The following is a 22,999-nucleotide window of genomic DNA, read 5'->3' as shown; positions in this document are numbered from 1 at the left end:
CTCATGGTTATCCCTAGGCCCGTCCCCTGGCCGCCACCCTTCCTAGAATCCACGGCCACTCCCGCCGACCGCATGAAGCTGCTGCTGATCGAAGACAACCCGCAACTCGCGCACTGGCTCTCCAGCCTGCTGCGCGAACAGGACTTCGTGGTCGACCACGTCGCCAACGGCGAAGCCGCGGACCTGCAGCTGGCTCAGGCCGGCTACGACGTGGTGCTGCTCGACCTCAACATCCCGGGCCTGCCGGGCAAGGCCGTGCTGCGCCGGCTGCGCGAGCGCGGCGACACGGTGCCTGTGATCATCCTCACGGCCACCGCCTCGCTCGACCAGAAGGTGCTGTGCCTGGAGATCGGCGCCGACGACTACCTGGTGAAGCCCTTCGAGATCCGCGAGCTGGTGGCGCGCATCAAGGTGCTGGTGCGTCGGCAGATGCCGGGCAAGGCCAACGACATCGCCTGCGGCGACCTGCGCTACGACCTGCGCACGCGCCAGTTCGCGCTGGCCGGCGAGGAACTCGCGCTGCCGCCGCGCGAGCGCACGCTGCTCGAAACGCTGATGCTCAAGGCCGGCAGCACGGTGTCGAAGCAGGCGCTGATCGACGCCATCTTCGGCCTCGACGACGAGCCCAGCGCGGACGCGGTGGACATCTACATCCATCGCCTGCGCAAGAAGCTCGAGGCCAGCCAGGCGACGATCATCACGCTGCGCGGCGTGGGCTACCTGCTGCGCACGCGCCAGGAAGAATGAAGAAGCGCTCCAGCCTGCGCCTGCGCCTCGCGCTGTGGCTGCTGCTGCCGCTGTCGCTGTTCGTCGCGCTGTGCGGCTGGCTCAACTGGCGCAACGCCGCCGGCGTGGCCGACTACGTGCAGGACCACGACCTGCTGTCCTCGGCCAAGGTGCTGTCGGACCGGCTGATCTGGGAGGACGACGACGTGCAGGCCAGCGTGCCGCCGTCGGCGCTGAGCCTGTTCGTCTCGCCCGAGCACGACCGCGTGTTCCTCAGCGTGACGGGCGCCAACGGCGAGGTGCTGGCCGGCTCGGCCGACTTCCCGTTGCCCGCGCGGCGCAAGCCCGAGGGCGTCGACCGCGCCCAGTGGTACGACACGGAATTCGCGGGCCTGCCGCTGCGCGCGGTCGTCACCACGCGCTCGATGTACGAGGTCGGCGGCGCGCGCGACATCACCATCGCCGTCGGCAAGACCGAGCGCAGCCGCGACCACATGCTGCGCACGCTGTGGTGGCCGTCGATGGAGTACCTGCTGATCGCGCTGGCGCTGGCCATCGCGCTCGCCGTGGCGGCGTTGACGCTGGAGCTGCGGCCCATCGTGCGGCTGAGCCAGCAGCTCGCGCAGCGCGACCCGCTGCATCTGGACCTGGTGGTGGATCCCGGCGCGCTGCACTCCGAGCTGCGGCCGGTGGCCGACACCATCAACCGCTTCGTCGCGCAACTGCGCGCGCACTCGGAGGCGCAGCGGCGCTTCATCGCCGACGCGGCGCACCAGCTGCGCACGCCGCTGGCGATGCAGGCCTCGCAGATCGAGTACGCGCGCTACACGCGCCAGCACCGCGGCGAGTGGGACACGCGCCGGGCCGACATGGATGCGATGTGGCTCGCGATGCAGACCAGCAACCGGCGGCTGGTCGACGTCACCAACAAGCTGCTGCTGCTCGCGCAGGCCGAGCACGGCGATGCGCACACGCGGCTCGAGCGGGTCGACCTGGCTGCGGTGGCGCTGCGCTGCGTGGAACAGCTCGCGGCGCTGGCGGACCGGCGCCGCATCGACCTGGGATTGGAGGCGACTGGCACGGCGTTCGTGCGGGCGCAGCCGGCGCTGCTCGATGCGCTGGTCACCAACCTGCTCGACAACGCACTGCGCTACACGCAGGAGGGCGGCCGGGTGACGCTGGGCGTGGGAGTCGACGAGGCCGCGGACGCGGTCCTGCTGAGCGTGGAGGACAACGGCCCCGGCATTCCCGCCGAGGCGCGCGAGCGCGTGTTCGAGCGCTTCTACCGGGTGGCGCAGGACAGCGAGGGAACGGGGCTGGGGCTGGCGATCGTGCGCGAGATCGCGCGGGCCTTCGAAGCCGAGGTGGACCTGGCGGCCAACCCGCGCGAGGCGAGCGGGCTGCTGGTCACGGTGCGGTTTCCGCCAGCGGGGCCGGCGGAGAACGCGGGGTAGGCCGGGGTAGGCCTTAGAGGCCGGCGGCAGCGCGCAGGGCCGCGGCCTGCGTGGTCGCTTCCCAGGTGAACTCGGGCTCCTCGCGGCCGAAGTGGCCGTAGGCGGCGGTCTTCTGGTAGATCGGGCGCAGCAGGTCGAGCATCTGGATGATGCCCTTCGGACGCAGGTCGAAGTGCTCGCGCACGAGCTCGGCGATCTTCTCGTCGGGGATCACGCCGGTGCCTTCGGTGTAGACCGTGATGTTCATCGGCTGGGCCACGCCGATGGCGTAGGCCACCTGGATCTGGCACTGGCGCGCCAGGCCGGCGGCCACGATGTTCTTGGCCACGTAGCGCGCGGCATAGGCGGCCGAGCGGTCGACCTTCGACGGGTCCTTGCCCGAGAACGCGCCGCCGCCGTGCGGGCAGGCGCCGCCGTAGGTGTCGACGATGATCTTGCGGCCGGTGAGGCCGCAGTCGCCCTGCGGGCCGCCGATGACGAAGCGGCCGGTCGGGTTGATCAGGTAGCGCGTGTTCTGCAGCCATTCCTTGGGCAGCACGGGCTTGATGATCTCCTCGATGATGGCTTCGTTGAACGAGGCCTTCATCTTGGTCGGCGTCTCGCTCTGGTCGGGGCTGTGCTGGGTCGAGAGCACCACGGTGTCGATGCTGTGCGGCTTGCCGTCGACGTAGCGCATCGTCACCTGGCTCTTGGCGTCGGGACGCAGGAAGGGCAGGCGGCCGTCCTTGCGCAGTTGCGCCTGGCGCTCGACCAGGCGGTGCGCGTAGTAGATCGGCGCGGGCATCAGCTCGGGCGTTTCGTCGCAGGCGTAGCCGAACATCAGGCCCTGGTCGCCGGCGCCGGTGTTCAGGTGGTCGTCCGATGCGTGGTCGACGCCCTGGGCGATGTCGTTGGACTGCTTGTCGTAGCAGACCATGACCGCGCAGCCCTTGTAGTCGATGCCGTAGTCGGTGTTGTCGTAGCCGATGCGCTTGATGGTGTCGCGCGCGACCTGGATGTAGTCGACGTGCGCGTTGGTCGTGATTTCGCCGGCGAGCACCACGAGGCCGGTGTTGGTCAGGGTCTCGGCGGCCACGCGGCTGCGCGGGTCCTGCTCGAAGATCGCGTCCAGGATGGCGTCCGAGATCTGGTCGGCCACCTTGTCGGGGTGGCCTTCGGAGACGGATTCGGAAGTGAAGAGGAAGTCGTTCGCCATTTGTTCAAAGCTCCTTGAAGTGGTTTGGCGCGTTGCCAACTCTGCGGAGCCCTGGCGAACGCTTTAGCAGATTGCCGATGAGCCATCGGCGGGCACAATCGCCATGCGGCGCCCGTGCTTGTCGCCCTGCAAGTTGTTCCGTAACTCGGCGACAATTTCGATTCTATTCGAGCCGCGCCAAACCGTGCGCGCGCGTCCTTGACCCCATTCCCGACCTGTCCATGATCGCTCTCTTCCGATTGCTTGCCCGCGTACCGATGCCCGTGATGCATTGGTTCGGCGCCGGGCTCGGATGGCTGGTCTGGGCCCTGGCACCCGACTACCGGAGGCGCTTCCGGGCCAATGCCCACAGCGCCGGCTTCGGCCCCGATGCCTACCGCCCGGCCATCGCCGCGGCCGGCAAGATGGCCTCCGAACTGCCCTGGCTCTGGCTGCGCCCCCATGGCGAGACGGTGCTGCCGCGCGTGCTGCGCTGGGAGGGCGTGGAAGCCTTCGAGGCCGCGCTGCAGGCGAAGAAGGGCGTGATCCTGGTCGCGCCCCACCTGGGCAGCTGGGAGATGTGCGGCCAGGCGATCGGCGAGCGTTTCCATGAACGCTATGGCCCGATCACCGCGCTGTTCCGTCCCGCGCGCAAGAAGTGGATGGCCGCGCTGATCGCCGCCGGCTCGCGCGACCGGCCCGGGCTGCAGACCCTGCCGACCAGCATCACCGGCGTGCGCGGCCTGATGCGCACGCTGCGCAACGGCGGCTACACCGGCATCCTGCCCGACCAGGTGCCGCCGCTGGGGCAGGGCGTGTGGGCGCCGTTCCTGGGCCGGCCCGCCTACACCATGAGCCTGCTGCCGCGGCTCGCGCAGCAGACCGGCGCGGCCTGCTTCCTCAGCGTCTGCGAACGGCTGCCGCGCGGCGCGGGCTACGTGATCCGCTTCGAGCCGATCGTGGGCACCGCGCTGACCGATCCCAAGGCCACGCTCGAGGACGCGGCGGCCGCGATGAACGAGGCCATCGGCCGGCTGATCCGCAGCCTGCCGGGCCAGTACGTGTGGGACTACGCGCGCTACAAGGAGCCGCGCGGCGACGCGCCCGTGGTGGCCGAGGCCGGGGGGGCTGCACGATGAGTCTGGGTTCCCGTCTGGGCATCGGTTTCATGCGCGTGATCGCGCCGCTGCCGCTGCCGCTGGTGCGCGGCTTCGGCGCCTTCCTGGGCCGCGTGCTGCACACGATCGCGCTGCCGCGCCGGCGCGTGGTCGACACCAACCTCGCGGTCTGCTTCCCCGAGAAGTCCGAGGCCGAGCGGCGCGCGATTGCGAAGGAGAGCTTCGTCTACGTGGCGCAATCGTGGCTCGACCGCAGCTGGCTCTGGCATGCGCCCGAGAAGGTGGTGGCGAGCCGGCTGAAGATCGTGGGCGCGGCCGCGGAGATCCGCGAGATCGCCGAGGGCAGCGAGCCGATGATCCTGTTCGCGCCGCACTTCTACGGCCTCGACGCCGCGGCCACCGCGCTCACGATGCACACGGCGCGGCCTTCGGCCACCATCTACACGACCCAGCGCGATCCGATGGTCGATGCCTGGATCCGCGAGGGCCGCACGCGCTTCGGCGACGTGGCGGCGCTCAACCGGGTCGACGGCATCAAGCCGGTGCTCTCGGGGCTGCGCAAGGGCGGGCTGCTCTATCTGCTGCCCGACATGGACTTCGGCCGCGACCAGACCATCTTCGTGCCCTTCTACGGCGTGCAGGCGGCCACGGTGCCCTCGCTCTCGCGCTTCGCGCGGCTGGGCAAGGCGAAGGTGGTGCCGATCGTCGCGAAGCTCACGCGCGGGGGCTACGAGATCGAGGTGCTCGAGACCTGGCGCAACTTCCCGACCGACGACGTCGAGGCCGACACCGCGCTGATGAACACGCGGCTGCAGGGCTACATCGATCCGATGCCGGCCCAGTACTACTGGGTGCACCGGCGCTTCAAGACGCGCCCCGAGGGAGATCCTCCTATTTATTGAGGAAGGCCTCGATCTCGCTCGCCACGAGCCGCGGCTGCTCGTGCACGATCCAGTGGGTGGCGTTCGGCACCTTCTTGACCACGAGGTCGGGCACGTACTCGTCGAGCCCTTCGAGCAGGCCCGGCAGCAGCGCGGCGTCGTCGAGCGCCCAGAACACGAAGGTCGGCACGTTGACCACCAGCCGCTCGTGCGGCAGCACCGGGATGCCGTCGATGGTCTGGCCCGGCAGCGGCGGCTTCATCGGCGTCACGCGGTAGAGGTTGCAGGCACCCGTGAGGCCCGCGCTCCAGACCTCGCGGTACTGCTGCTTCACTTCCTCGGTGAGCCAGCCGAAGCCGTCGGGGCCGGCCTTCATCAGCAGGAAGAAGGGCCACATGCGCTTGAAGTCGTCGGCCGCGAGCAGGGCCTCGGCATCGGGCCGCGCGAGGAAGTTCATGTAGGCGCTGGCCTGCTGCTGCGCCGCGCTGTTGCGCAGCTCGCGCGTGAAGGTGCCGGGGTGCGGCGAGTTGATGATCACCAGCTTGCCGACCTGCTGCGGGAACGCGTTGGCATAGCCCCAGCCGAAGGCGCCGCCCCAGTCGTGCGCGACCAGCGCGGCCATCGTGCCGTCCTTGCTCTCGGTGGCCACCAGCTGCTGGATGTCCTGGATCAGCAGCTGCGCCTTGTACTCGGCCACCTCGGTGGGCGCGCTCGACTTCTCGAAGCCGCGCAGGTTGGGCGCCACGCAGCGGTAGCCGCCATGCGCGGGATCGGCGAAGTAGGCGAGCAGTTCGTCCCAGATGAACGCGGCCTCGGGAAAGCCGTGCAGGAACACCATCAGCGGGCGGCCGGGCTCGCCGGCGGCGCGGCAGCTCAGGGTGATGCCGTTGGGCAGGCTGCGTTGGAAGGTCTCGATCATGCGTCTTGTCTCCTCTTGGTTGCTATCTTTTCGATAGTGAGTTCGGCAGATGGGACGGCCGCTGCAGCCGGTCGTGCTCAGGATTCCTCGGGCGGCTCCGCGGCGGGCCCGCCGGTGTCCTCGTCGGGCTGGGCCGAGGCATCGTCCGTGTGGACCCAGCGCGACAGCAGTTCGGCCGCCTCGCCCACGCCCTGTTTCTTCAGTGCCGAGAACAGTTTGACCTCGCCGCCGCCGGCCTGCAGTCGCACGATGGACAGCACCTTCGCGCCCTCGGAGCGCGTGAGCTTGTCGGACTTGGTCAGCAGCACCAGGAACTTGAGGCCCTGCTCGACGCGCGGGCGGATCACCTCGAGCAGGATCTCGTCGAGCTCGGTCAGGCCGTGGCGCGGATCGCACATCAGCACCACGCCGCGCAGGTTCTCGCGCGTCATCAGGTAGTTGCCCATCACGCGCTGCCAGCGCAGCTTGGCCTCGCGCGGCACGGCCGCATAGCCGTAGCCGGGCAGGTCGGCGAGCACCGCGTCGTCGACCTTCTGCCGGCCGATGCCGAACAGGTTGATGTGCTGCGTGCGGCCCGGCGTCTTCGAGGCGAAGGCCAGCCGCGTCTGCTGCGTGAGCGTGTTGATGGCGGTGGACTTGCCGGCGTTGGAGCGGCCGACGAAGGCGATCTCGGGCAGGGCGAAGGGCGGCAGGTGCTCGAGCTGCGGAGCGCTGGTCAGGAAGTGCGCGGTGTGCAGCCAGCCCAGCGCGGCACGTTCGCGTTCGGCGGTCTCGGGGTCTTTGGCGGGGGCCGCGCGGGAAGGAAATGCGGTGCTCTTGCGCGACGGCGTGGTCATCAATGGGCTTTCGGAACGGGGCGCCATTGTAGAATCGCGGGGTTTTGCGCCAATAAATTCGAGCCCCCGATATGAAGTTGTTTGCCAATTTTCTGCTTGCGGCCCTCGTGGGGATCGCTGGTACCGCAGTCAGCACTGGTGCTTTTGCCGAGGAGACGGCAGCCGCACCGACCACACCGGTCAAGGCCAAGCCCGACCCGGCCAAGGGCGACACCATCTTCAATGCCACCCCGGCCAACAGCCAGAGCTGCGCCTCCTGCCACAACGCGGACGGCAACTCGGCGATCCCGGCCAATCCCAAGCTGGCGCAGCAGCACCCCGAATACATCCTCAAGCAGCTCGAGGACTTCAAGTCCGGCAAGCGCAAGAGCGCGATCATGAAGCCGCTGGCCTCGGCGCTGTCCGAGGAAGACATGCGCAACATCGCCTGGTTCGTCGGCTCGAAGAAGGTCAAGCCCGGCTTCTCGAAGGACAAGGACACGATCGCCCTGGGCGAGCGGATCTACCGCGGCGGCATCGCCGACCGCCAGGTCCCGGCCTGCGCCGGCTGCCACAGCCCGAACGGCGCCGGCATGCCCGCGCAGTACCCGCGCCTGGGCGGCCAGCACGCCGACTACACGGCGGCACAGCTCACGGCCTTCCGCGGCGACGGCACCACGGTGCGCGCCAACAACGCCGTGATGACCGGCGTGGCCGCCAAGCTCAACGACCGCGAAATCAAGGCCGTGGCCGACTACATCGCCGGTCTGCGTTGATCCCGCACGCGCGAGCGTGAACTAACCGCCGACAACAACCCCAAAAGAGGGCGGGCCGATCCAGAAGGATGGCCCGCCCTTTTGCGTTTCGCTTCTTCCGGACGCCTTTTCTTCTCTCTTCTCTAGCAATCGATGTCAGTCTCCACTCACGGCCTTCGCGTCCATCGCGGCCCGCAAGCGGTTCGCGCGGCGGTGGAACTGCTGTCGTCGATGCGCTTCGCGATCGCGCTGCTCACGATCATCTGCATCGCCTCGATCATCGGCACGGTGCTCAAGCAGCACGAGCCGATCAACAACTACATCAACCAGTTCGGGCCGTTCTGGGCCGAGGTGTTCCGCGCCGCGCGGCTCGACTCGATCTACAGCGCCTGGTGGTTCCTGCTGATCCTGCTGTTCCTGGTGATCAGCACCACGCTGTGCATCGTGCGCAACACGCCTCGCATCGTGGTCGAGCTGCGCACCTTCAAGGAAGACATCCGCACCCAGAGCCTCAAGGCCTTCGGCCAACGCGCGCAGACGCAGCTCGGCGAAACGCCCGACATGGCGGCCAACCGCATCGGCCAGCTGCTCGTGAGCGGTGGCTGGAAGGTCAAGCTGCAGCAGCGCGAGGCCACCGGCGACGGCAAGACGCCGGCCGGCTGGATGGTCGCCGCGCGTGCCGGCGGCGCGCACAAGCTCGGCTACATCGCGGCGCACAGCGCCATCGTGCTGGTGTGCATCGGCGGCCTGCTCGACGGCGACCTGGTGGTGCGCGCGCAGACCTGGTTCAACGGCAAGAGCGTGTTCACTGGCGGCGGCATGATCGCCGACGTGCCGCCGCAGCACCGGCTGTCGGCCAGCAATCCGACCTTCCGCGGCAACATCCTGGTGCCCGAGGGCGGGCAGGGCAGCGTGGCCATCCTCAACCAGGCCGACGGCGTGCTGCTGCAGGAGCTGCCGTTCTCGATCGAGCTCAAGAAGTTCATCGTCGACTACTACTCGACCGGCATGCCCAAGCTGTTCGCGAGCGAGGTGGTGCTGCACGACCGCGAGACCGGCGCGCAGGTGCCCGCGCGCATCGAGGTCAACCATCCGGCCAGCTACAAGGGCGTGGAGATCTACCAGTCGAGCTTCGACGATGGTGGCTCGACGGTGAAGCTCAAGGCGGTGCCGATGGCGGCCGCGGCCAAGCCCTTCGAGGTCGAGGGCGTGATCGGCGGCCCGAGCAGCGAGATCACCAACGGCAAGGAGAAGCTCACGCTGGAGTTCGCCGCGCTGCGCGTGATCAACGTCGAGAACTTCGCCGACGGCGGCGCCATGGGCAGCGGTGCCGACGTGCGCAAGGTCGACCTGCGCCACGACATCGAGTCGCGCCTGGGCGCGGCCAACAAGACCAACAAGCCCAAGGTGCTGCGCAACATCGGCCCGAGCATCGGCTACAAGCTGCGCGACGCGGCCGGCCAGGCGCGCGAGTACCAGAACTACATGGTGCCGGTCGACACCGGCGACGGCCAGCCGGTGTTCCTGCTGGGCATGCGCGAGAAGCCCGAGGAGCCGTTCCGCTACCTGCGCGTGCCGGCCGACGAGCAGGGCTCGATGGACGGTTTCGTGCGCATGCGCGCCACGCTCGAGGACCCGGCGATGCGCGCGCGGGCCATCGAGCGCTACATCGCCAAGGCCAGCGATCCGCAGCGCCCCGAGATGGCCGACCAGCTGCGAGTGTCGGCCACGCGCGCGCTGGCGCTGTTCGCGGGCAGCGAGCCCGCGCGCGCCGATGCCGCCGCCTCCGCGGGCGGCTGGCAGGCGATCGCCGAATTCATGGAGAGCAACGTGCCCGAGGCCGAACGCGAGCGCGCGGGCGCGGTGCTGGTGCGCATCCTCAACGACGTGCTGTACGAGGTGCTGAACCTCAGCCGCGAAGGCGCGGGCCTCGCGGCCCTGCCCGGCGACGAGAAGTCGCAGGCCTTCCTCACGCAGGCGGTGATCGCGCTGAGCGACGCCCACTTCTATCCGGCCCCGGTCGCGATGATGATGACCGACTTCACCCAGGTGCAGGCCAGCGTGTTCCAGGTGGCGCGCGCCCCTGGCAAGAACGTCGTCTATCTGGGCTGTCTGTTGCTGATCGTCGGGATTTTTGCCATGCTGTACGTGCGCGAGCGTCGGCTCTGGGTGTGGCTGACACCCGCCGGCGCCCCCGGAGACAACACCACCGAGACCGCCGCGACGATGGCGTTCTCGGTCAATCGCAAGACCATCGACAGCGATCGGGAGTTCGAGCATCTGAAGCACAAGCTGCTCGCCCTGAAGAAAGAAGAGCCAGCCTCACCATGAACACCACCACCCTCACGCTCAACGAAAGCTGGCTCTCGCGGCGCAACCTGTTCGACTGGGTGTTCGCGGCGCTGGTGCTCGCGGGCGGCCTGTTCGCCTTCGCGCGCCATGCGGGCTCGATGGACTCCTACGAGAAGCCGATCCTGGTGGGCGCGCTGATCTGCGTGATCGCCATGGGCTGGTTCTGGCGCCCGCTGCGGGTGCTGGCGATCGTGGTCGCGGCAGCCTCGCTGCTGGCCATCGCGTCCTACCAGGGCGACCTGGCGCGCGCCGACACCGTGTTCTGGCTCAAGTACTTCCTCTCGAGCCAGTCGGCCATCCTCTGGATGAGCGTGCTGTTCTTCATGAGCACGCTGTTCTACTGGCTGGGCTTCTTCGGCGGCAAGCAGGGCGATGCGCTCGAGGCGATCGGTTCGCGGCTGGCCTGGGCCGCCATCACCATGGCGCTGATCGGCACCATGGTGCGCTGGTACGAAAGCCACCAGCTCGGCCCCGACATCGGCCACATCCCGGTGAGCAACCTCTACGAGGTGTTCGTGCTGTTCTGCTGGCTCACGGCCGCGTTCTATCTCTATTACGAAGAGCACTACCGCACGCGCGCGCTCGGCGCCTTCGTGATGCTGGTGGTGAGCGCGGCGGTCGGCTTCCTGCTCTGGTACACGCTGGTGCGCCAGGCGCACGAGATCCAGCCGCTGGTGCCCGCGCTGCAGAGCTGGTGGATGAAGCTGCATGTGCCCGCCAACTTCATCGGCTACGGCACCTTCTCGCTCGCGGCCATGGTGGCCTTCGCCTACCTCGTGAAGGAACAGGCGAGCGAGACCCGCTGGTACAAGCTCACGCCGATCTGGCTGCTGGGCATGGCGCTGTGCTTCGTGCCGGTGGCGTTCCGCCAGCGCGTGCAGGAGGCCGGCGGCAGCTACTGGGTGGCCTATGCGGCGATCTCGGCGCTGATCGCGGCCGGCATCCTGCTGGGGCGCAAGCGCATCGCGGCGCGCCTGCCGGCCAACGAGGTCCTCGACGACGTCATGTACAAGTCGATCGCGGTCGGCTTCGCCTTCTTCACCATCGCCACCGTGCTGGGCGCGCTGTGGGCCGCCGATGCCTGGGGCGGCTACTGGAGCTGGGACCCGAAGGAGACCTGGGCGCTGATCGTCTGGCTCAACTACGCGGCCTGGCTGCACATGCGCCTGGTCAAGGGCCTGCGCGGTACCGTGGCGGCCTGGTGGGCACTCGCGGGGCTGGCGGTCACGACCTTCGCCTTCCTCGGCGTCAACATGTTCCTGAGCGGCCTGCACAGCTACGGCACGCTGTAGGCGCGCGCCGGCCGCCTTTCGCGAAGAATTGAAACCGCACGCCCCGCGTGCGCGTAACCGAATCGGGGGTAGCCACGAACTACCTTCCGAGTACAACGATTCCAGCGAAAGGCCCGTCATGTCGTTCCATTCCCGTCCGTCGCGCCGCAGCTCCAGCGGTTTCATCCATCCGCTGTCCAGCGAGATCACGCCGCGCGCCCTCTACGAAGGCCGGCGCGACCTGCTCAAGCTGATGGCCGGCGGTGCCGCCGGTGCCGCGCTGGCCTCCTTCGCGGGGCGCGAGGCGCTGGCCCAGACGGCGCGGCCGAACAAGCTGGAAGCGTTGCCGGGCGCGAAGTCCGCGGTGCCCGGCGCCCAGACGATGGAAAAGCTCACTGACTACAAGGACGCCACGAGCTACAACAACTACTACGAGTTCGGCACCGACAAGGGCGATCCGGTCAAGAACGCCGGCACGCTCAAGACCCGGCCCTGGACCGTCGAGGTCGAGGGGCTGGTGAAGAAGCCCGGCAAGTACGCGATCGAGGACCTGCTCAAGCTCAGCGCGCAGGAAGAGCGCATCTACCGGCTGCGCTGCGTCGAGGGCTGGTCGATGGTGATCCCGTGGGTCGGCTATTCGCTGGCCGAGCTCATCAAGAAGGTCGAGCCGCAGGGCAACGCCAAGTTCATCGAGTTCGTGACCCTGGCCGATCCCAAGACCATGCCCTTCGTCGGCTCGCGCGTGCTCGACTGGCCCTACACCGAGGGCCTGCGCATGGACGAGGCGATGCATCCGCTCACGCTGCTGGCCTTCGGCATGTACGGCGAGGTGCTGCCGAACCAGAACGGCGCGCCCGTGCGGCTCGTGGTGCCATGGAAGTACGGCTTCAAGTCGGCCAAGTCGATCGTGAAGATCCGCTTCGTCGAGAAGGAGCCGAGCACCGCCTGGAACAAGGCGGCGGCGCAGGAGTACGGCTTCTATTCGAACGTGAACCCGAACGTCGACCATCCGCGCTGGAGCCAGGCGACCGAGCGCCGCATCGGCGACGGCGGCGGCCTGTTCGCCAAGCGCAACAAGACGCTGCTGTTCAACGGCTACGAAGCGCAGGTCGGCCAGCTCTATGCGGGCATGGACCTGAAGAAGAACTACTGAGGCGGGCGCGCGCCCCTGCCTCCGACAGGGGCGCGACCCGAACGCCATGAACAAGCTGCTGCTGCATCCCGCCGCCAAGCCCTTCGTCTTCCTGCTGTGCCTGCTGCCGTTCGCGTGGCTGGCCTACGGCGTGGTGGTCGATCAGCTGGGGCCCAATCCCCAGGAGTACCTGATCCGCGCGACCGGCGACTGGACCTTGCGCTTCCTGTGCATCGTGCTGGCGGTCACGCCGCTGCGCGTGACGACGAAGTGGAACGGCCTGGCGCGCTTTCGGCGCATGCTGGGCCTGTATGCCTACTTCTACGTGGTGCTGCACCTGCTGTGCTACGCGTGGTTCGACATGGGGCTCGACTGGGGCGAGATCGCGAAGGACATCGCGAAACGGCCGTTCATCCTGGTCGGCTTCTCGGCCTTCGTGCTGCTGACGCCGCTGGCGCTGACCTCGTTCAACCGCGCGATCAAGGCCATGGGCGCGAAGCGCTGGCAGCTGCTGCACAAGCTGGTCTACCTGATCGCGGGGCTCGGGCTGTTGCACTTCTTCTGGATGCGCGCAGGCAAGAACAACTTCGCCGAGGTGTTCGTCTACGCGGCGATCATCGGCGCGCTGCTGGCGTGGCGGCTCTGGCGATGGATGGGCGCCCGCAAGGCGGGCGTACCGGCGGCCCGGGCCGGCACGCGGGCGCGGCCGTCGAATTAGCCGCGACCCCGTTCAACCCTTGGCGGCCTGCAGCTCGGCCTGCAGCTGGTCCTCGATGGTTTCGCGCCGGCGGATCAGCGTAGCCGCCGCGCCGCTCACGAGCACCTCGGCCGCGCGTGCGCGCGTGTTGTAGTTGCTCGCCATGCTCATGCAGTAGGCACCGGCCGAGAGCACGCCCAACAGGTCGCCGGCCACCACGTTGAGTTCTCGGTCGCGGCCGATCCAGTCGCCGCTCTCGCAGACCGGGCCCACCACGTCGTAGCTGGTGGCCGTGCCGGCGCGCTCGCGCACCGGCACGATGCGATGGAAGGCCTGGTACATCGCAGGACGCGGCAGGTCGTTCATGGCCGCATCGACGATGCAGAAGTTCTTGTCCTCGCCGGGCTTGGTGTAGAGCACCTCGGTCAGGCACACGCCGGCATTGCCGACCAGCGAGCGGCCCGGCTCGATGACCAGCTTGCGCTGGCCGAAGCCGCGCGCGTCGAGCCGCGCGAGCAGCTGCTGCCACAGCGCATCGGCCTGCGGTGGCGTCTCGCCGTTGTAGTCGATGCCCAGGCCGCCGCCGAAGTCCAGGTGATGGATGGGAATGCCCGCGGCCTCGATCGCCACCACGAGGTCGAGCACGCGCTCGAAGGCGTCGAAGTACGGCGAGGCCTCCGTGATCTGCGAGCCGATGTGGCAGTCGATGCCGACCACCTCGAGGCCCGGCAGGCTGGCCGCGTGGCGGTAGGCCTGCACCGCGCGGTCGTGCGCGATGCCGAACTTGTTGCCCTTGAGGCCGGTGGAGATGTAGGGGTGCGTCTTGGGGTCGACGTTGGGATTGATGCGGATGCTGATCGGCGCGCGCGCCTTCTCGGCCAGCGCCACCTCGTTGAGCACGTCGAGCTCGGCCTCGCTCTCGACGTTGAAGCAGGCGATGCCGGCCGCGAGCGCCTGGCGCATCTCGGCGCGGGTCTTGCCGACGCCCGAGAAGATGATCTTCTTCGGATCGGCGCCGACCGCGAGCACGCGCGCCAGTTCGCCGCCCGAGACGATGTCGAAGCCGCAACCGGCCTCGGCGAACACGCGCAGCACGCCGAGCGAGGAGTTGGCCTTCATCGCATAGCAGACCAGTGCATCGCGGCCTTCGAAGCCGCGCTGGTAGGCCGCCAGGGCGTCGAGCATCCACTGCTTCGAGTAGACGAACAGCGGCGTGCCGTGCTCGCGCGCGAGCGCGTCGAGCGACACGCCTTCGACCTGGAGCGCGCCGTCGCGCTGCGCGATATGGGGATGGCCGGGCAGGGGAAGGGTGCTCATCGGGCGGCTCCGCTGCTGGCGGTGGCGGGCTTCGGCGCGGCCTGGCCGGCGCCGGAAGAGGGGGTGGCATCGCTGTTGCCGCCGGGCATGCTGGGCGTCAGCAGATCGGGCAGCGTGGCGCGCTGCGAGGCGGCCGGATCGGTCGGCAGGTAGAGGGCGCCGCGCTGTCCGCAGGCGGCCAGGCCGAGGGTGGCGGCGGCGAGGCAGACCATGAGCGCAGTGCGGCCGCGGGCGCTCACTAGAATTTGGTGGACATTCAACATAACGAAATTGTAATGACGGACTCCGAATACATGGACCGCGCCGAAGCCGCGCTGGCGGCGATCGAGCAAAGCTGCGACCGCCTCAACGACGCCACGGACGCCGACATCGACAACCAGCGCGTGGGCGGCATGATCACGATTTCGTTTCCCAACGGCAGCCAGCTGATCGTGAACCTGCAGAAGCCGCTGCAGGAGATCTGGCTCGCTGCGCGCTCGGGCGGCTACCACTACCGCTTCGACGGCCAGGCCTGGATCGACACCAAGAGCGCGGAAGAGTTCTTCGGCAACCTGTCGCGCGAGGCCACCCTGCAGGCCGGGCAGCCGCTGAGCTTCACCGCGGGCTGAGGCCCGCGACTCGGCCGGCGCGGCATCAGTTGCGGAACAGGTCGAGGATGCGGCTGCGCTCCTCGGGCGGTGCCGGCGGGCTCACCGGCGCGCCGCTCAGCGATTCGGCCGGCGCCGCCGGCGTCGTATCGACACCCAGGCTGGCCACGCCGCGGCCCGGCGCGTAGTCGTCGTAGTACCACTCGCCGCCCACGTTCACCACGCCGGAAGGCGGCGCGGTCGAGAGGTCGGTGACCGGCGCGCCCTTGATGGCGGTTTCCATGAAGTTGATCCAGATCGGCAGGCTCAGGCCGCCGCCGGTCTCGCGGTCGCCGAGGTTGCGCGGCGTGTCGTAGCCGATCCACGAGATCGCGGTCATGGTGGGCTGGAAGCCCGCGAACCAGGCGTCGAGCGAATCGTTGGTGGTGCCGGTCTTGCCGTAGAGGTCGGGCCGCTTGAGCATCGCCTGGGCCTTGGCCGCGGTGCCGGCGCGCGCCACCGACTGCAGCAGGCTGTCCATGATGAAGGCGTTGCGCTGCGGAATGGCGCGCAGCGCCTCGTTGAGCAGCGGCGGCTGCTTGTCGACCAGCAGCTTGTCCTTGTGGTCGGTGATGCGCGTCACGAGGTAGGGGTTGACGCGGTAGCCGCCGTTGGCGAACACCGAGTAGCCCACCGCCATCTGCATCGGCGTGACCGAGCCCGCGCCGAGCGCCATCGGCAGGTAGGCCGGATGCTTCTCGCGCTCGAAGCCGAAGTTGGTGATCCAGTCCTGCGCGTAGCGCGTGCCGATCGACTGCAGGATGCGGATCGAGACCAGGTTCTTCGACTTCATCAGCGCGGTGCGCATCGACATCGGACCGTCGTAGCCGCCGCCGTAGTTCTTGGGCTCCCAGGGCTGGCCGCCGGTGGTGCCGGCATCGAAGAACAGCGGGCCGTCGTTGATCACGGTGGCGGGCGTGAAGCCTTTCTCGAGCGCGGCCGAGTAGATGAAGGGCTTGAAGCTCGAGCCCGGCTGGCGCCAGGCCTGCGTGACGTGGTTGAACTTGTTCTTGCCGAAGTCGAAGCCGCCGACCAGCGCCTTGATCGCGCCGTCGCGCGGGTCCATGGCGACGAAGGCGCCTTCGACCTCGGGCAGCTGGGTGATCTCCCAGGTGTTCTTGGGCGTCCTGACCACGCGGATCACCGCGCCGCGGCGGATCTTGATGTTGGGCGGTGCCTTGTCGGAAAGGCCCGATTGCGCGGGCTTGAGGCCTTCGCCCGTGATCTGCACCGCGTCGCCGTTGCCGCGCACCGCGTCGATCTGCTTGGCCGTGGCCTTGAGCACCACGGCGGCCATCACGTCGCCGTTGTCGGGATGGTCGCTGAGCGCGTCGTCGACGGCTTCGTCGAGATCCTTGGCGTCGTTCGGCAGCTCGACGAACTTCTCGGGGCCGCGGTAGATCTGGCGGCGTTCGTAATCCATGATGCCCTTGCGCAGCGCCTTGTAGGCAGCGGCCTGATCGGCCGCCACCAGCGAGGTGTAGACCTTGAGGCCGCGCGTGTAGGTGCTGTCGCCGTACTGCGCATACATCAGCTGACGCACGGTCTCGGCCACGTACTCAGCATGCAGCCGGTTCGGATCGGCGGCATCGCGCAGGTGCAGTTCTTCCTTCTTGGCGGCCGCGGCCTGCTCGGCGGTGATGAAGCCGGCGTCCTGCATGCGGTCGATCACGTAGAACTGCCGGCCGCGCGCGCGCTGCGGATTGTTCACCGGGTTGTTCGCGCCGGGTGCCTTGGGCAGGCCCGCGAGCATCGCGGCCTGGGCGATCGTGAGCTCGGACAGCGGCTTGCCGAAATAGGCTTCGGAGGCGGCGGCGAAGCCGTAGGCGCGGTTGCCGAGGTAGATCTGGTTCAGGTAGATCTCGAAGATCTGGTCCTTGCTCAGCAGGTGCTCGAGCTTGAAGGTCAGCAGCACCTCGTAGATCTTGCGCGTGAGGGTCTTCTCGGAGCTCAGGTAGACGTTGCGCGCCACCTGCATGGTGATGGTGGACGCCCCCTGGCTCTTCACGCGGTTCATGTTCGCGAGGCCGGCGCGGATCATGCCCTTGTAGTCGACGCCGCCGTGGTCGTAGAAGCGGGTGTCCTCGGCCGCCAGCACGGCGTCCTTCACCACCTTGGGGATGGCGGAGATCGGCGTCAGGTTGCGGCGTTCCTCGCCGAATTCACCGATCAGGATGCCTTCGGCCGAGAACACCCGCAGCGGCAGCTTGGGCCGGTAGTCGGAGAGCTCGGAGATGTCGGGCAGGTTTGGATAGGCGACCGCCAGCGCCACCGCGACCACGCAGATCACCGACAGCACGCCGGCCGCGGCGATGCCCAGGCCCCAGAACACGAAACGCAGCAGCCACTTGAGCCAGGCGGGTCGGGTGGAGGTGGGGGGAGTCTTGGCTGGGCGCTTGGGGTTTGGCGTTGGCCGTGTGTTTTCTTGCATGGAGGGCCCGAGAGTCACCGCGCATTATAAAAAGCCACCCCCTGAGCGGGCCCGGATGTTTCCTCGGGCGCCCAGTCCTAAATCGAAAGTTACAGAACGAGGCTTTAACGTCAGGTTTTGACAACGTTCGACCATTCCGCCCTGATCCCTCGCTTGGATGCCTTGGAGCGTGCTGCTAGCATGCAACCGAACGCATATTTTTCTATTGGTTACAAATGCAGGGGAAGAGGGACAGAACTTGGCTGCTCTTGGAACGTTGTTTCGTCGTCAGAACGCCCCCCTGCTCGGGCTGGATGTCAGTTCATCCAGCGTCAAGCTGGTCGAGCTCGGCCGTGAAGCCAGTGGCAAGCTGATCCTGGAACGCTGCGCCATCGAGCCCCTGGAGCGGGGCTGGATCACCGATGGCAACGTCGAGAAGTTCGACGAAGTCGCCGAGGCCGTGCGCCGCGTGGTGCGCAAGAGCGGCACGCGCACCCGCAATGTCGCGCTGGCGCTGCCGCCGTCGGCGGTGATCACCAAGAAGATCATTCTTCCGGGCGGGATGAGCGAGCAGGAGCTCGAAATCCAGGTCGAATCGGAAGCAAATCAATACATTCCTTTCTCGCTGGACGAAGTGAGCCTCGATTTCTGCGTGACCGGGCCGAGCCTGAGCTCGGCGGGCGACGTCGAAGTGCTGATCGCCGCGTCGCGCAAGGAAAAGGTGCAGGACCGCGAAGGCCTGGCCGAAGCGGCGGGCCTCAAGGCCATGATCCTGGACGTTGAGTCCTACGCCTCGCGCCTCGCCACCGCGCGCCTGATCGAGCAATTGCCGAGCAAGGGCCAGGATGCGATCGTCGCCCTGTTCGAGGTCGGTGCCTTCACCACCAGCATGCAGGTGCTGCGCAACCAGGAAGTGCTGTACGACCGCGACCAGGCCTTCGGCGGTGCCCAGCTGACCCAGATGATCGTGCGCCAGTACGGCTTCTCGGCCGAAGAGGCCGAGGCCAAGAAGCGCAGCGGCGATCTGCCCGACGACTACGGCGCGGGCGTCCTCAAGCCCTTCGTCGAGAGCATCGCCCAGGAAATCGCGCGCGCGCTGCAGTTCTTCTTCACCAGCACGCCGCACAACCGCGTCGACTACGTGATGCTGGCCGGCGGATCGGCTTCGCTGCCGGGCCTGAGCAATGCGGTGACGCGGCAGACCTCCTTCGCGTGCTCGCTCGTGAATCCCTTCGACGGCATGGAGCTGGGTTCGAACATTCGCGAGAAGAAGGTCCGGCGCGAAGCGCCTTCCTACCTGACCTCCTGCGGTCTGGCCATGCGGAGGTTCCTGCAGTGATCCTGATCAATCTGCTCCCTCATCGCGAAGCCGCGCGCAAGCGCCGGCGCGAAGCCTTCTTCGGAACTCTGGCCGCCGCCGCGCTGCTCGGCGGCCTGATCGCCTGCCTGGGCTATCTCTGGTTCGAGGCCCAGATCTCGGCCCAGCAGTCGAAGAACCGCTTCCTGCAGGGCGAGATCAAGAAGCTCGAGGTTGAGATCAAGGAGATCTCGACCCTGCAGGAGGAAATCGCGGCGCTGCGCGCACGCCAGCAGGCCGTCGAAGACCTGCAGGGCGACCGCAACCTGCCGGTGCATCTGCTCAATGAACTGGTGCGGCAACTGCCCGATGGCGTCTACCTGTCGAACATGAAGCAGGACAACCAGACCGTGACGCTGCAGGGCATGGCGCAGTCGAACGAGCGCGTGTCCGAGCTGCTGCGCAACCTTGGCAACAACAGCCCCTGGCTCGTGAAGCCGGAACTGGTCGAAATCACCTCCGCGACCGTGAGTTTGAGTGCCAGCCAGCGCGACCAGCGGCGCGTGGCCAACTTCACCATGCGCATTGGCCTCAAGCGTCCAACGGACGCCCAGAAGGCGGCTGACAAGGCGTTGGCCACCGCAGCGCAGTCCAAGGGCTAGGCGATCATGGCAAGCAAACGCTCTTCCCCCAAAGTTGATGTCGGCGCCGCAATGCACCGCTTCGGCGATCAGTTCCGTGGACTGAACCTCAACGACCCCGCGAACTGGCCGCCAGTGCCGCGCTATGCGCTGTGCCTGGGCCTGTCCGTCGTCGTGGTCGTGGCCCTGTGGTTCGTCTGGCTCACGAATTCGAACGACGAACTCGAATCGGAGCGCAGCAAGGAAATCGTGCTGCGGACCGACTATCAGAAGAAGGTGACGCAGGCCGCCAACCTCGACCTGCTGAAGAAGCAGCGCGAACAGGTGCAGCAGTACGTCACGCTGCTCGAGAAGCAGTTGCCGAGCAAGGCCGAGATGGATGCGCTGCTGTCGGACATCAACCAGGCCGGACTCGGCCGAAGCCTGCAGTTCGAGTTGTTCCGTCCGGGGCAGGTCGTCGTCAAGGACTATTACGCCGAGTTGCCGATCGCGGTACGCGTGACGGGCCGTTATCACGACATGGGCGCTTTCGCGGCCGACATCGCGAGTCTCTCGCGCATCGTCACGTTGAACAACCTGAGCGTGACGCCACAGAAAGACAAGGACATGCTGACGATGGATGCGACCGCGCGTACCTATCGCTATCTAGACGAGGAGGAGCGCCTGGCCCAGAAGCGCGTCGCGGCCCCAAAGGGCAAGAAGAAATGAAGACGGCCATTCATCTGTTGTGGCTGCTGCCCGCCGCGATCAGCCTGAGCGGCTGCGGCAACTCCGAGCAGGAAGATCTTCAGCGCTGGATGGTGGAGCAGCGCGCCCAAGTCAAGCCCAGTATCACGCCGATCGCCGAGCCGAAGCGGTTCACGCCGCAAGCCTACACGGAAGCGTCGTCGTTCGAGCCCTTCAACAAGCTGAAGCTCACGCAGGCGTTGCGCCGCGAATCGAACCAGCAGGGCAGTTCCGATCTGATCGCGCCCGAGTTGGCGCGGCGCAAGGAGGCTCTCGAAGCCTTCCCGCTCGATTCGATGGCGATGGTCGGCACGATGAACCGCAACAGCCAGCCGGTGGCTCTGGTGAAGGTCGACAAGCTGCTCTACAAGGTGCGCGTCGGCGAATACCTGGGCCTCAACTATGGCCGCATCACCCGGATCAACGAAAGCGAAGTCGCCCTGCGGGAAATCGTGCAGGACGCGGCCGGTGAATGGATCGAACGCGCAGCATCGCTGCAGTTGCAAGAGAGTGCGAAATGAACCTACAAAAATCGAAGATGGCGCAGCGGCTGCGAAGCGCCGCGCTCGGACTGCTGGCATGTGGCATGTTTGCCATGGCCCATGCGCAAAACGCCATCGAGGCCGTGACGAGTTCGATGCAGTCCGGTGCGGAGGTGATCCGGATCGACCTAGCGCAACCTTTGGCCACGGTGCCCACGGGTTTTGCGGTCCAGACGCCTGCGCGCATCGCACTTGATTTTCCGGGTGTCACGAATGCCATCGGGCGTTCAGCGATCGAGATGAATCAAGGCAACCTGCGCTCGGTCAATGTGGTGCAGGCTGGTGAACGCAGCCGCGTGGTGCTCAACCTCAAGCAGGCCACGGCATACAAGACCGAGATTCAGGGCAAGTCGTTGCTCGTGATGCTCGAGCCCGTGGCCGGCGTCGCGCTTGCGGCGTCTGCTTCAGGGACCTTCGCCGAGAACCGAAACCGCGACATGCTGCCGTTGCGTGACATCGATTTCCGCATGGGAGCTGACAATACAGGCCGCGTCATCATCGATCTGGCCAACAACCAGGTGGGTGTCGATCTGCGACAGCAAGGCAAAACCCTGGTGGCGGAGTTCACCAAGTCCACGCTGCCCGAGGGACTGCGCCGTCGCCTCGACGTCGCCGACTTCAATACGCCGGTGCAGTCGATCACGGCCCAGCAGGCCGGCGACCGCGTCCGCATGACGATCGAGTCCAAGGGCGATTGGGAGCACAGCGCTTACCAGAGCGAGAACCAGTTCGTGGTGGAGGTCCGTGCGCGCAAGGTCGATCCGACCAAGCTGACGCAGGGCGTGGGCTACACGGGCGAGAAGCTTTCGCTCAACTTCCAGAACATCGAGATCCGTTCGCTGCTGCAGGTGATCGCCGACTTCACGAACTTCAATATCGTGACCTCCGATTCGGTGACCGGTGCGCTGACCCTGCGTCTGAAGGACGTACCCTGGGACCAGGCACTCGACATCATCATGCAGGCCAAGAACCTCGGCATGCGCAAGAACGGTAGCGTGCTGTGGATCGCACCGAAGGACGAGATCAACGCCAAGGAAAAGCTCGAGTTCGAGGCCAAGGCCGCGATCGAGAATCTCGAACCGCTGCGGACGCAGTCGTTCCAGCTGAACTATACGAAGGCGATTGCCATTGCCCAAGGGTTGACGGGAACGGGCTCGTCAGCGGGTGGTGGTAGTGCCGGCACGGCCACGCGCATCTTGAGCCCGCGCGGCAGCGTGATCGCGGAAGCGCGCACCAATCAGTTGTTCGTGTCGGACATCCCCTCTCGTCTGAACCAGGTGGCCGAACTGATCCAGAAACTGGACGTGCCGGTGCGTCAGGTGCTGATCGAGGCCCGCATCGTTGAGGCCACGGATACCTTTGGAAAATCGTTGGGGGCCCGCTTGGGCGGTGGCATCGCCAATGAACGGGTTGCGTCCGCCAATGGCAACCCGGCGTTCGGCACCATCGGTGCGATGCCAGTGATCACCCAGGGCACGAACGGTGGCGCGAATACAGCCAGGACCACTTGGACCAACTCGAACTTCATCAACATGCCGGCATCGGATCCGACCGGCAATGGCGTTGCCGCAGGCACCTTCGCCATCTCGCTCTTCAACTCCAGCTTCTCCCGCATGCTGAACCTCGAGATCTCGGCACTCGAAGCCGACGGCAAGGGCAAGCTGGTGTCCAGCCCCCGCGTCATCACGGCCGACCAGACCAAGGCCCTGATCGAGCAGGGCGAGGAAATCCCCTACCAGCAGGCGACCTCGAGCGGCGCCACCTCGATCTCGTTCCGCAAGGCGGTGCTCAAGCTCGAAGTCACGCCGCAGATCACGCCCGAAGGCAACATCATCCTCACGCTCGACGTGAGCAAGGACGCGCGGGGCATCAACACCACCGCCGGCCCGGCCATCAACACCAAGCACGTCCAGACCGAGGTGCTGGTCGAAAACGGCGGCACGGTCGTCATCGGTGGTATCTTCGAGCTCAACGAATCCAATGACGAGTCGCGCGTGCCGGTGCTGGGTGAAGTGCCCTATCTGGGGGCGCTGTTCCGCACACGCACTCGCATTGCGAACAAGACCGAAATGCTCGTCTTTATCACCCCGAAGATGATTACCGACCGCAACGCCGCGCGCTGACGCGCGGGCGTAGCAGCCACGGC

The 22,999-nt window shown here is 67.2% G+C and carries 21 protein-coding genes; 15 read left to right on the top strand and 6 right to left on the bottom strand.

The genetic code is table 11. The features are described from left to right. Positions 1-72: 72 nt before the first annotated feature. Both AC07RM_RS25305 and AC07RM_RS25300 read left to right on the top strand, forming a co-directional pair. Positions 73-747, top strand: a complete 675-nt coding sequence (locus tag AC07RM_RS25305; RefSeq protein WP_057596005.1) for a response regulator transcription factor — start codon at positions 73-75, stop codon at positions 745-747. Continuing rightward, entirely contained in the window at positions 744-2,180 is a 1,437-nt protein-coding gene (locus AC07RM_RS25300; protein ID WP_495336313.1) for a sensor histidine kinase, read from the top strand. Before AC07RM_RS25305 ends, AC07RM_RS25300 begins: the two co-directional genes overlap by 4 nt. 13 nt (positions 2,181-2,193) lie before the next feature. Here the strand turns inward: AC07RM_RS25300 and metK are convergent, their stop codons facing one another. Continuing rightward, complete coding sequence (gene metK / locus AC07RM_RS25295) at positions 2,194-3,375, bottom strand: methionine adenosyltransferase (protein WP_093352062.1); 1,182 nt, start codon at positions 3,373-3,375, stop codon at positions 2,194-2,196. 221 nt (positions 3,376-3,596) lie between these two features. Here metK and AC07RM_RS25290 point away from each other — a divergent pair, with 221 nt between their 5' ends. Further along, positions 3,597-4,493, top strand: a complete 897-nt coding sequence (locus AC07RM_RS25290) for a lysophospholipid acyltransferase family protein (protein ID WP_296783094.1) — start codon at positions 3,597-3,599, stop codon at positions 4,491-4,493. Then, positions 4,490-5,374, top strand: a complete 885-nt coding sequence (locus AC07RM_RS25285; protein WP_431511759.1) for an LpxL/LpxP family acyltransferase — start codon at positions 4,490-4,492, stop codon at positions 5,372-5,374. Before AC07RM_RS25290 ends, AC07RM_RS25285 begins: the two co-directional genes overlap by 4 nt. Here AC07RM_RS25285 and AC07RM_RS25280 read toward each other — a convergent pair. Both AC07RM_RS25280 and yihA read right to left on the bottom strand, forming a co-directional pair. Continuing rightward, positions 5,364-6,272 (bottom strand): alpha/beta fold hydrolase, encoded by a 909-nt coding sequence (locus AC07RM_RS25280; protein ID WP_495336312.1) that lies wholly within the window; start codon positions 6,270-6,272, stop codon positions 5,364-5,366. The two genes, AC07RM_RS25285 and AC07RM_RS25280, sit on opposite strands and share 11 nt — an antisense overlap. A gap of 77 nt (positions 6,273-6,349) precedes the next feature. Continuing rightward, positions 6,350-7,108 carry a ribosome biogenesis GTP-binding protein YihA/YsxC gene (yihA, locus tag AC07RM_RS25275; protein WP_495336311.1) on the bottom strand — a complete coding sequence of 253 codons (759 nt, stop codon included), beginning with the start codon at positions 7,106-7,108 and terminating at the stop codon, positions 6,350-6,352. A gap of 71 nt (positions 7,109-7,179) precedes the next feature. Here yihA and AC07RM_RS25270 point away from each other — a divergent pair, with 71 nt between their 5' ends. From AC07RM_RS25270 to msrQ, 5 genes are all read left to right on the top strand, one after another. Next, positions 7,180-7,863 carry a c-type cytochrome gene (locus tag AC07RM_RS25270; protein ID WP_093352047.1) on the top strand — a complete coding sequence of 228 codons (684 nt, stop codon included), beginning with the start codon at positions 7,180-7,182 and terminating at the stop codon, positions 7,861-7,863. A gap of 132 nt (positions 7,864-7,995) precedes the next feature. Further along, positions 7,996-10,173: a cytochrome c biogenesis protein ResB gene (locus AC07RM_RS25265; protein WP_495336310.1), complete on the top strand. Its 2,178-nt coding sequence runs from the start codon at positions 7,996-7,998 to the stop codon at positions 10,171-10,173. Next, on the top strand, positions 10,170-11,486 hold the full coding sequence (ccsB, locus tag AC07RM_RS25260) for a c-type cytochrome biogenesis protein CcsB (protein ID WP_093352042.1): 1,317 nt from the start codon (positions 10,170-10,172) through the stop codon (positions 11,484-11,486). Before AC07RM_RS25265 ends, ccsB begins: the two co-directional genes overlap by 4 nt. A 118-nt stretch (positions 11,487-11,604) precedes the next feature. Continuing rightward, on the top strand, positions 11,605-12,618 hold the full coding sequence (msrP, locus tag AC07RM_RS25255; RefSeq protein WP_093352039.1) for a protein-methionine-sulfoxide reductase catalytic subunit MsrP: 1,014 nt from the start codon (positions 11,605-11,607) through the stop codon (positions 12,616-12,618). Between the two features lie 46 nt (positions 12,619-12,664). Continuing rightward, positions 12,665-13,315 (top strand): protein-methionine-sulfoxide reductase heme-binding subunit MsrQ, encoded by a 651-nt coding sequence (gene msrQ / locus AC07RM_RS25250; RefSeq protein ID WP_495336309.1) that lies wholly within the window; start codon positions 12,665-12,667, stop codon positions 13,313-13,315. Between the two features lie 12 nt (positions 13,316-13,327). Here msrQ and lysA read toward each other — a convergent pair whose 3' ends face one another. Together lysA and lptM are read right to left on the bottom strand one after the other, a co-directional pair. Further along, positions 13,328-14,611 (bottom strand): diaminopimelate decarboxylase, encoded by a 1,284-nt coding sequence (lysA, locus tag AC07RM_RS25245; protein WP_495336308.1) that lies wholly within the window; start codon positions 14,609-14,611, stop codon positions 13,328-13,330. Continuing rightward, a complete protein-coding gene (gene lptM, locus AC07RM_RS25240; protein WP_371268980.1) occupies positions 14,608-14,823 on the bottom strand; it encodes an LPS translocon maturation chaperone LptM in 216 nt (71 codons plus the stop codon). The genes lysA and lptM overlap by 4 nt, the downstream gene beginning before the upstream one ends. A gap of 63 nt (positions 14,824-14,886) precedes the next feature. Here lptM and cyaY point away from each other — a divergent pair, with 63 nt between their 5' ends. Continuing rightward, positions 14,887-15,219: an iron donor protein CyaY gene (gene cyaY / locus AC07RM_RS25235; RefSeq protein WP_495336307.1), complete on the top strand. Its 333-nt coding sequence runs from the start codon at positions 14,887-14,889 to the stop codon at positions 15,217-15,219. Positions 15,220-15,244: 25 nt separating this feature from the next. Here cyaY and AC07RM_RS25230 read toward each other — a convergent pair whose 3' ends face one another. Further along, positions 15,245-17,668 (bottom strand): penicillin-binding protein 1A, encoded by a 2,424-nt coding sequence (locus AC07RM_RS25230; RefSeq protein ID WP_495336306.1) that lies wholly within the window; start codon positions 17,666-17,668, stop codon positions 15,245-15,247. A gap of 238 nt (positions 17,669-17,906) precedes the next feature. Between AC07RM_RS25230 and AC07RM_RS25225 the strand changes: the two genes are divergently transcribed. The 5 genes from AC07RM_RS25225 to AC07RM_RS25205 are packed head-to-tail and all read left to right on the top strand — an operon-like array spanning position 17,907 to position 22,976. Further along, positions 17,907-18,986: a pilus assembly protein PilM gene (locus AC07RM_RS25225; protein ID WP_208509128.1), complete on the top strand. Its 1,080-nt coding sequence runs from the start codon at positions 17,907-17,909 to the stop codon at positions 18,984-18,986. Next, positions 18,983-19,606 carry a PilN domain-containing protein gene (locus AC07RM_RS25220; RefSeq protein ID WP_495336305.1) on the top strand — a complete coding sequence of 208 codons (624 nt, stop codon included), beginning with the start codon at positions 18,983-18,985 and terminating at the stop codon, positions 19,604-19,606. The genes AC07RM_RS25225 and AC07RM_RS25220 overlap by 4 nt, the downstream gene beginning before the upstream one ends. Positions 19,607-19,612: 6 nt before the next feature. Then, a complete protein-coding gene (locus AC07RM_RS25215; RefSeq protein ID WP_495336304.1) occupies positions 19,613-20,293 on the top strand; it encodes a type IV pilus inner membrane component PilO in 681 nt (226 codons plus the stop codon). Beyond that, complete coding sequence (locus AC07RM_RS25210; protein WP_495336303.1) at positions 20,290-20,832, top strand: pilus assembly protein PilP; 543 nt, start codon at positions 20,290-20,292, stop codon at positions 20,830-20,832. Before AC07RM_RS25215 ends, AC07RM_RS25210 begins: the two co-directional genes overlap by 4 nt. Beyond that, positions 20,829-22,976 (top strand): type IV pilus secretin PilQ, encoded by a 2,148-nt coding sequence (locus AC07RM_RS25205; RefSeq protein WP_495336302.1) that lies wholly within the window; start codon positions 20,829-20,831, stop codon positions 22,974-22,976. Before AC07RM_RS25210 ends, AC07RM_RS25205 begins: the two co-directional genes overlap by 4 nt. Positions 22,977-22,999 lie beyond the last annotated feature (23 nt).

This window comes from Variovorax sp. GW821-FHT09B05, assembly GCF_059418265.1.
The sequence above is the reverse complement of the archived record's forward strand: the minus strand, read 5'-3'. Positions and strand labels throughout refer to the sequence as shown.

Bases quoted from the DNA above. Each gene is read 5' to 3' on its own strand.
- AC07RM_RS25215 (WP_495336304.1), top strand. From the start codon at position 19,613: ATGGCAAGCAAACGCTCTTCCCCCAAAGTTGATGTCGGCGCCGCAATG.
- AC07RM_RS25280 (WP_495336312.1), bottom strand. From the start codon at position 6,272: ATGATCGAGACCTTCCAACGCAGCCTGCCCAACGGCATCACCCTGAGC.
- lysA (WP_495336308.1), bottom strand. From the start codon at position 14,611: ATGAGCACCCTTCCCCTGCCCGGCCATCCCCATATCGCGCAGCGCGAC.
- AC07RM_RS25290 (WP_296783094.1), top strand. From the start codon at position 3,597: ATGATCGCTCTCTTCCGATTGCTTGCCCGCGTACCGATGCCCGTGATG.
- metK (WP_093352062.1), bottom strand. From the start codon at position 3,375: ATGGCGAACGACTTCCTCTTCACTTCCGAATCCGTCTCCGAAGGCCAC.
- ccsB (WP_093352042.1), top strand. From the start codon at position 10,170: ATGAACACCACCACCCTCACGCTCAACGAAAGCTGGCTCTCGCGGCGC.
- yihA (WP_495336311.1), bottom strand. From the start codon at position 7,108: ATGACCACGCCGTCGCGCAAGAGCACCGCATTTCCTTCCCGCGCGGCC.
- AC07RM_RS25300 (WP_495336313.1), top strand. From the start codon at position 744: ATGAAGAAGCGCTCCAGCCTGCGCCTGCGCCTCGCGCTGTGGCTGCTG.
- AC07RM_RS25205 (WP_495336302.1), top strand. From the start codon at position 20,829: ATGAACCTACAAAAATCGAAGATGGCGCAGCGGCTGCGAAGCGCCGCG.
- AC07RM_RS25270 (WP_093352047.1), top strand. From the start codon at position 7,180: ATGAAGTTGTTTGCCAATTTTCTGCTTGCGGCCCTCGTGGGGATCGCT.
- AC07RM_RS25305 (WP_057596005.1), top strand. From the start codon at position 73: ATGAAGCTGCTGCTGATCGAAGACAACCCGCAACTCGCGCACTGGCTC.
- cyaY (WP_495336307.1), top strand. From the start codon at position 14,887: ATGACGGACTCCGAATACATGGACCGCGCCGAAGCCGCGCTGGCGGCG.
- AC07RM_RS25285 (WP_431511759.1), top strand. From the start codon at position 4,490: ATGAGTCTGGGTTCCCGTCTGGGCATCGGTTTCATGCGCGTGATCGCG.
- msrP (WP_093352039.1), top strand. From the start codon at position 11,605: ATGTCGTTCCATTCCCGTCCGTCGCGCCGCAGCTCCAGCGGTTTCATC.
- AC07RM_RS25210 (WP_495336303.1), top strand. From the start codon at position 20,290: ATGAAGACGGCCATTCATCTGTTGTGGCTGCTGCCCGCCGCGATCAGC.
- AC07RM_RS25265 (WP_495336310.1), top strand. From the start codon at position 7,996: ATGTCAGTCTCCACTCACGGCCTTCGCGTCCATCGCGGCCCGCAAGCG.
- AC07RM_RS25230 (WP_495336306.1), bottom strand. From the start codon at position 17,668: ATGCAAGAAAACACACGGCCAACGCCAAACCCCAAGCGCCCAGCCAAG.
- msrQ (WP_495336309.1), top strand. From the start codon at position 12,665: ATGAACAAGCTGCTGCTGCATCCCGCCGCCAAGCCCTTCGTCTTCCTG.
- lptM (WP_371268980.1), bottom strand. From the start codon at position 14,823: ATGGTCTGCCTCGCCGCCGCCACCCTCGGCCTGGCCGCCTGCGGACAG.